The sequence below is a fragment of the Methanolacinia paynteri genome, from assembly GCF_000784355.1.
GTDB lineage: Archaea > Halobacteriota > Methanomicrobia > Methanomicrobiales > Methanomicrobiaceae > Methanolacinia > Methanolacinia paynteri.
Genome location: NZ_AXDV01000012.1, coordinates 34588 through 41073, shown reverse-complemented (window position 1 = coordinate 41073; position 6486 = coordinate 34588). Strand labels below are relative to the sequence as shown.

The 6486-nt window shown below is 53.1% G+C and carries 8 protein-coding genes; 2 read left to right on the top strand and 6 right to left on the bottom strand.

The features are described 5' to 3' along the window. Both METPAY_RS01045 and METPAY_RS01040 read right to left on the bottom strand, forming a co-directional pair. Positions 1–690 (bottom strand): fumarate hydratase (locus METPAY_RS01045; protein WP_245611489.1); only part of this gene is annotated, 690 nt, incomplete at its 3' end. 117 nt (positions 691–807) lie between these two features. Continuing rightward, the gene (locus METPAY_RS01040) at positions 808–1311 is read right to left on the bottom strand and encodes a MarR family winged helix-turn-helix transcriptional regulator (protein ID WP_048148354.1); all 504 of its coding nucleotides are present in this window, start codon (positions 1309–1311) and stop codon (positions 808–810) included. A 98-nt stretch (positions 1312–1409) separates the two neighbouring features. Here METPAY_RS01040 and METPAY_RS01035 point away from each other — a divergent pair, with 98 nt between their 5' ends. Together METPAY_RS01035 and METPAY_RS01030 are read left to right on the top strand one after the other, a co-directional pair. Then, a complete protein-coding gene (locus METPAY_RS01035; protein ID WP_084600639.1) occupies positions 1410–2105 on the top strand; it encodes a flavodoxin family protein in 696 nt (231 codons plus the stop codon). A 34-nt stretch (positions 2106–2139) separates the two neighbouring features. Next, positions 2140–2922 carry a DUF169 domain-containing protein gene (locus tag METPAY_RS01030; protein ID WP_048148361.1) on the top strand — a complete coding sequence of 261 codons (783 nt, stop codon included), beginning with the start codon at positions 2140–2142 and terminating at the stop codon, positions 2920–2922. A 122-nt stretch (positions 2923–3044) separates the two neighbouring features. Here METPAY_RS01030 and METPAY_RS01025 read toward each other — a convergent pair whose 3' ends face one another. The 4 genes from METPAY_RS01025 to METPAY_RS01010 form a co-directional block, all read right to left on the bottom strand. Then, entirely contained in the window at positions 3045–3563 is a 519-nt protein-coding gene (locus tag METPAY_RS01025; RefSeq protein ID WP_048148352.1) for a 50S ribosomal protein L16, read from the bottom strand. 78 nt (positions 3564–3641) lie between these two features. Then, entirely contained in the window at positions 3642–4403 is a 762-nt protein-coding gene (locus METPAY_RS01020) for an ABC transporter ATP-binding protein (RefSeq protein ID WP_048148351.1), read from the bottom strand. Next, positions 4403–5200 carry an ABC transporter permease gene (locus METPAY_RS01015; protein ID WP_048148349.1) on the bottom strand — a complete coding sequence of 266 codons (798 nt, stop codon included), beginning with the start codon at positions 5198–5200 and terminating at the stop codon, positions 4403–4405. The genes METPAY_RS01020 and METPAY_RS01015 overlap by 1 nt, the downstream gene beginning before the upstream one ends. Positions 5201–5292: 92 nt before the next feature. Beyond that, complete coding sequence (locus METPAY_RS01010; RefSeq protein ID WP_048148359.1) at positions 5293–6318, bottom strand: ABC transporter substrate-binding protein; 1026 nt, start codon at positions 6316–6318, stop codon at positions 5293–5295. Positions 6319–6486: the final 168 nt, after the last annotated feature.

Below are 6486 nucleotides of genomic sequence, written 5' to 3'. Positions count from 1 at the left end.
GAGGGCGTTTACGGCGTCGCAAATCTCCTGCTCGAAGTCGGTCATCTCGTCGACGGGCTGGAGAAGGGCCTCCTTCGCAAGAGCGGTTACGCTGTCGAAGGTTCCGCCGATGCCGACGCCGAGGACGACCGGCGGGCAGGGCCTCCCTCCTGCGATGAGCATGGTCTCTGCGACGAACTCCTTCACCTTCGCGGTCTCGGAGGGAAGGAGCATGGCCATCCGCGACATGTTCTCGCTCCCTCCGCCTTTCGGCATCGCGGTGATGGTGAACTTGTCGCCGGGGCGGACATGGATGGCGGGGGTTTCGTCCCCGAGATTGTTGCCGGTGTTGTGGCGTGTAAGGGGATCGACGGCGTTGGGTCTTAACGGAACGCTTTTCGTCGCTCTTTCTACCCCGTCACGGATTCCGAGATATATATCGTCTGTAAAAGGAACGTCAGGGGGGATCGTGACATAGAATATGTGGAGCCCGGTATCCTGGCAGAGGGGCAGGCCGAGCGTCTCCGCCTGCCTGATGTTCTCCATGATATTTTCGTACTCGGACTTCGCGACCTCCCGCGTTTCACGGGCGATTGTCTTTTCGAATGCACGCAGAAAGTCGGGCGGCAGCCTGATCTCCGCCCCCCTTATCGCTTCTTCCGCGGCTTCGGCCACTTTTTCCCTCAGGTTTTTCTCCGGCATATTTTTCATTATTCTCCGCAAGCGTGTTATCAGATTATCCGGCTAATAGAATGATAATTTTTCTGAAGGATGCCGGGGTGATGGGTGATCTAAAGGGGGCGTGCATCACGAATGACTTCTAACAACTTATTTTAAATTATCAGACATCTCTTTCACGGAATTCGCCCCAAAAGTACCCGCTGCATTCGAAGAAACTTTCCTGAGCATACCAATCAACTCCTCCCGGTCCCCCCCGGACAATCCATCCACGAGCATTGCATTCACCTCATTGCCGATTCGCACCAGGTCAGGTTCGATCCCCCTGCCTTTTTGCGTCAGGTACAGGCGCTTCACCCGTTTGTCGGCGGGATCGACCACGCGGTAGACGAGACCCTCTCTTTCGAGCCTGACGATGGATTTCGAGATCATAGTCTTGTCGAAACCATGTGAACGGGCCAGTTCGTCCTGGCTGCGTCCCTCCCTGTAATACAGCGATTTCAGGATCGTAAAATGGCCCCACCCGATATTGAAAGGAACAAGTTCCTGTGAAAACCGAATCTGGATCGTGCGGTACAGGAACGAGATCATCGGTGCCGGAATATCGCAATTATCTACCCAGGAGGAAAGCCCCCTCTCATCGTCCGCTGTCATGGTCTAAAGGTCCTACATAAGTTGACTCGTCAACTATTTATGAGTTCAAACTAACCATCCATTAGTTGCACAGTCAACTATTTTTAGGAAGTATCTCTATGAAAAACATAAAAGTGCTTGGTTTGAATGCAAGCCCGCGGGGAAAGGACAGCAACACCCTCCGGCTTACAAATGCCGTGCTCGCCGGGGCGAATGAAGAGGGTGCGAAGACCGAATTGATCGACCTCTATACAAAGCATATAGAATACTGCACGGCCTGCGGAACCTGTTATGCCAAAGGGGACTGCAACATTTTGGACGATTTTTCAGACATCTTCGACAGCATAATGAACGCCGACGGAATAGTGCTGGGCGCTCCAAACTATATCGACTGCGTACCAGCCCCGATGAAGGCACTCTTCGACAGGATGGCAGATGCAATCCACTGCCAGATGCTGACCGGTAAAATAGGCTGCTCTGTCTGTACCGCAGGAGGCTCCGGGGAGAACGAAGTCGTGGGATACATGAACAAAACCCTCTCGACGCTCGGCGCAAATATCGCAGGCAGCGTGGGAGTTGCACTCGGGCGTGACCCCTCTAACCTCGCAAAAGCCGAAACTGAGGCCAGAACCCTAGGAAAAACACTTGTAAAAGCTGTCAGGGGCGAGATCGCCTATCCCGACCAGGACGAACTCCACAGGCAGAAACGGAAGTATTTCTGCCAGTTGATAACGAACAACAGGGACCGGTTCGCACACGAATACGACTGGTACGAAAAGATGGGCTGGCTTGAGAACAGCAGGGAAGACCCATGAAGAGTCCGGCCGTGAAAAACCGGAGGTCCCGGTCATGACTGACAATGATATCCGTGCGGATTTCCGCACTATTGCAGGCAGGCTCGCTTCGGCGTTCCGCCTGACCGCACGGCCTCTTGCGGTATACGGTGCAGAGAATGTTCCCGGCGAGGTTCTCCACCTGCCTGAAGTAAACCGTTGTCTGGCAGTATCCTTATACCGGATGGCAACCGATCCGAAAATTCCCGGGATCTATATAGGGCCCGACTCCGGTGAAGGCTGCTGTGGAGGGGGACTATCCCATACGGGTTTCCGCCCCGAATCAGAAGACGTAGAATATTTCGTTTCAACGGGAAGAGCGGACATCCATAACGGGGCTGCCGAGTACCTCAAGAAAAGCCCGGAGATTACCAGAAATTCTTTCAAAGCGCTCGGGAAGGTAACCCCACCCGGAAAATACCTCGTCGTCCGGCCCTGCGAAACCCTTCCCGACCCGGTCCCCGGTGTTCGCTCACTCTGCTTTTTCGGAAACGCCGAGCAGATCCGGAACATGGCGGCACTCGTTCACTTCGGTCGCGAAGACCCCTTCTCACCCGTGATCGTCCCGTGGGGGCCCGCCTGCTCAACGGTAATAACGTACCCGGGAGGACTGACTGAGAATGCACCGGGAGATTCCGCATTCATGGGTCCGGTGGACCCGACCCAGAACCGGGTCTTTCCCCCGGAGACTATGGCAATCGGAATCCCTGCCAAAGTCATAATCGAAATGGCAGCAAATCTCGATGACTCGTTTATCATTAAACGGCCGGGAGTGGCTTTCCCGCGAAGAAGAGCATAAGCTTCCAGTGAAATTCGGCCATGCCCCCCCTACCCGGGCTGCCGGAAATATAGGAACAGGTAAAAAAACCAAACGAATCTAAAAAATATTTAACGGGCATTAAACCCAAAAAAATATTTAATTTAAATTTGTGCTGACTTTGACTTCTCGACAACGATACGGGTCGGTGTCGGAAGCTTGTATCCTGCACTCCGCAGTGCGGCCTTTGCCTTTTCTGCATATGCCTCAGAAGTGTAGATTGTGAATACCTTCTGCTGGGGCTGAACGCGTGCTGCCGTTCCGACAGCCTTTCCGAACGCCATCCTCATTCCTTCGGATACACGGTCCGCACCTGCACCGGTTGCCTGCTTGTTCTCGCGGAGAACCTGGTGAGGGAATGTGCGGAGCTTGAAATGATAGTTCATCCTTCCGATATCCTTCTGGAGCTTACGGTTGACGCCCATACGTGCGGCTTCAAGAGCCTTGTTCTGAATCTGGCATGCTTCCTCTGCAAGAATAGATACTTCTACAGGGAACTGTTCCTTCGTGTTGCCCATGTCGAACTGAACGACCTTTGAACCGGGCACACCACCCATATATTCTCGCCTTGTATACGCCCTTTTTGAGATGGCCCTGTACATTTTTGCGGGTTTTCGTACCATATTAAAAAACTCCTCGCTATTTGAATGTGCTATAAAAAATGGGGATATAAACTAATAAACCTAACTATCCCCTCTCGATCAGATCTTTTCTTCTTCCATAAGCGAGAGGACATGACGCCTGAGATTCGCGAATTTCTGGTCCGTTCTGTCACGGATTCTCGGCAGATCCACGTCGATTATCTCCCTGATCCTGCCCGGCCTGGGGGAGAGGACGATGATCCTGTCCGCAAGGAAGACGGCCTCGTCGACACTGTGGGTCACAAATACTATCGTCTTCTGCGTCTTCTCCCAGATCTCAAGAAGCTCCCTCTGCATCATATTCCTCGTCTGCGCATCGAGAGCGCCGAAAGGCTCGTCCATCAGCAGAACCTCGGGGTCGTTTGCAAGCGCCCTCGCGATCGCAACCCTCTGGCGCATTCCGCCGGAAAGTTCGTGGGGATAGGCCCGGCCGAATGTCTCAAGATTGACGAGATCAAGGTACTTCTCGACCCTCTCCTGCTTCTCCGCCTTCGAAACACCCTTCATAGTCAGGCCGAATCCGATGTTGTCCGCGATTCTAAGCCACGGAAAGAGGGAATACTCCTGAAAGACCATACCTCTCTCCGGTCCCGGACCTTCGACAGGTTTTCCGTCGATTGCCACGGTGCCCGAAGTGGGAAAGTCAAGCCCTGCAATTATCCGTAGCAGAGTTGTCTTGCCGCAGCCCGAAGGTCCTACAAGGCAGACAAACTCCTTGTCCTCGATATGGAGATCGATATTGTCGAGGGCCGTGACCGACGCCGATTCATCGCCCTCTTTTGTAAAGACCCTGCAAAGTGATTCGATGTCAACCGATGCCATCAGATACCCTCCTCCGACCAGCCGAGCGCCTGCCTGTTTACGAAATACCTGAAGACGAGGTCGATCGTGAGCCCGATAAGGCCCAAAACAATCATGTACACGACCACGCTCGGCATCTGGTGGAGATTATAATAAGTCCACAGGTTCTTTCCGAGACCGTACTTTCCGCCTCCCGCACCGAAGATCTCCGCACCTACAAGACACATCCACCCGATGCCCATCGAGATCCTGATGCCGGATACGATCGAAGGAAGGGAAGAGGGAAGCGCCACCCGCCTGATAAGGCTGAAGTTGCCCGTGCACCCGAGCACCTTTCCGGCTTCGATAAAGATCTTCGGGACGTTCCGAAAACCCGTATAAGTATTGATGAAGATCGGAAAGACCGCACCTATGAAGATGATGAAACCCGCCGATGCATCGGTAAGCCCGAACCATATAATCGCGAACGGGATCCATGCAAGAGGAGGTATCGGCCGGATGATCTCTATTATAGGGTTGAGTGCGGTATCGAGATCCCTGAACCATCCCATCGCAATCCCGAGCGGAATTCCGATGATAACGGCGGCCCCGATCCCCATCGCAAAGTGTATAAGACTCTTATAGATATCGGGGAACAGGGTTCCGTTCGGCCCGAATGTCACCTTATATAGGGCATCCAGGACATCCGTAAAACTCGGAAGTATGAATGCATCATTCACCCAGAACTCCGCAATAATCTGCCAGAGAATAATTGCGGCGATAATCGCAGCTATCGGGAGAATATATTTTTTATACTTTTTATAGAATATTCCGGTCATTGTCAGTGCCTGCATAGGTTAATAGAAACTCTTTCGACAGGTATTCTGAGATTCCTCTATACAAGTGTGAACTGAAAATAAAAAAGTGTTATTCAGGCGGATGTCGCCTTTTCATAGAAGGAGAGATCGAATATCTGGTCCTGCGTGAGCGGATTGTCGATATAGCCGAGCTCCTCCTGTACGCTCACGTAATCCATCACGCCGTCCACGATCTGGTTCGGGTCGGCGGTCCATGTGCCGTCCCAGTTGGCGATGGACTCGCTCGCGATCTCATATGTGTTCTTGGTGTAATTTGCATAGATATGCGCAGCTTCGTCGGGGTTGGCGAGGTTATACTCGGTCGCCTTTATGTGCGTCTTCACGAGTGCTGTGACAAGATCGGGGTTCTCCTCGATCAGCCTGTCGCTCACTACGAGAACACAGCACGGGTGGTCGGGCATCATACTGCCGGACCATTCGACGATCTTGCCATTTCCTTCCTCAACGAGTGTCGTGGGGGAAGGCGACGGGAGGAACGTTCCGTCGATCTGCTTCGCCGTCATCGCGGTGATCGCATCGCCGGGGCCCATCGGGAGGACGTCTACCTCGCCCGCATCGGTATCCTCACCGACAGTCAGGTTGTTCTCGGCGAGCCACTCTCTAAGGATCGTGTCCTGGATCGTTCCGGACGGGAATGTTGCGATGGTCAGGCCCTTGAGATCCTCAGGACTGTTGTACTCTATGTTGGGCTGCAGTACGAGGGCCGAACCCTGGGTCTGGACTGCGGCGATAATCTTCGCCTTAAGCCCCGTAGAAAGTGCGGAGATTACAGGCGCGGAGCCGACATATGCGACATCGATCTCGCCTGCAAGCATGGCCTGCATCTCGGGGGCCCCGGTCGGGAACTGTATCTCGTTCTTATCGGGGTCGGTCGTATATCCGTAGGGCTGGATGGTCTCATCCCACCAGCCTTTGCTCATCGCGGTCATATACGCGATCTGGTGCGTACTCGGCTGGTAGCCGAAGTTCAGTTCCTTCGCTTCGGACGAGCCGGAATCTCCGGTCCCGGTACAGCCGGCAGCGATTACGGCAGCCGCAACGACGACTGCCATAACAAACATAACCAATATCTTTCTCATAATGATCACCAGATTATCTCAGATCATTAAAAAGTCGGCCCCCGGATATATAATATATTATATTATAGACCAAATAATTGGTCTTAATGGCCAACACAGTGAGAACTAATTGGACTTAAAAGACATCAGGCCAGATGAGCCGCTATGTAAAACGGTTTATTTCTAAAG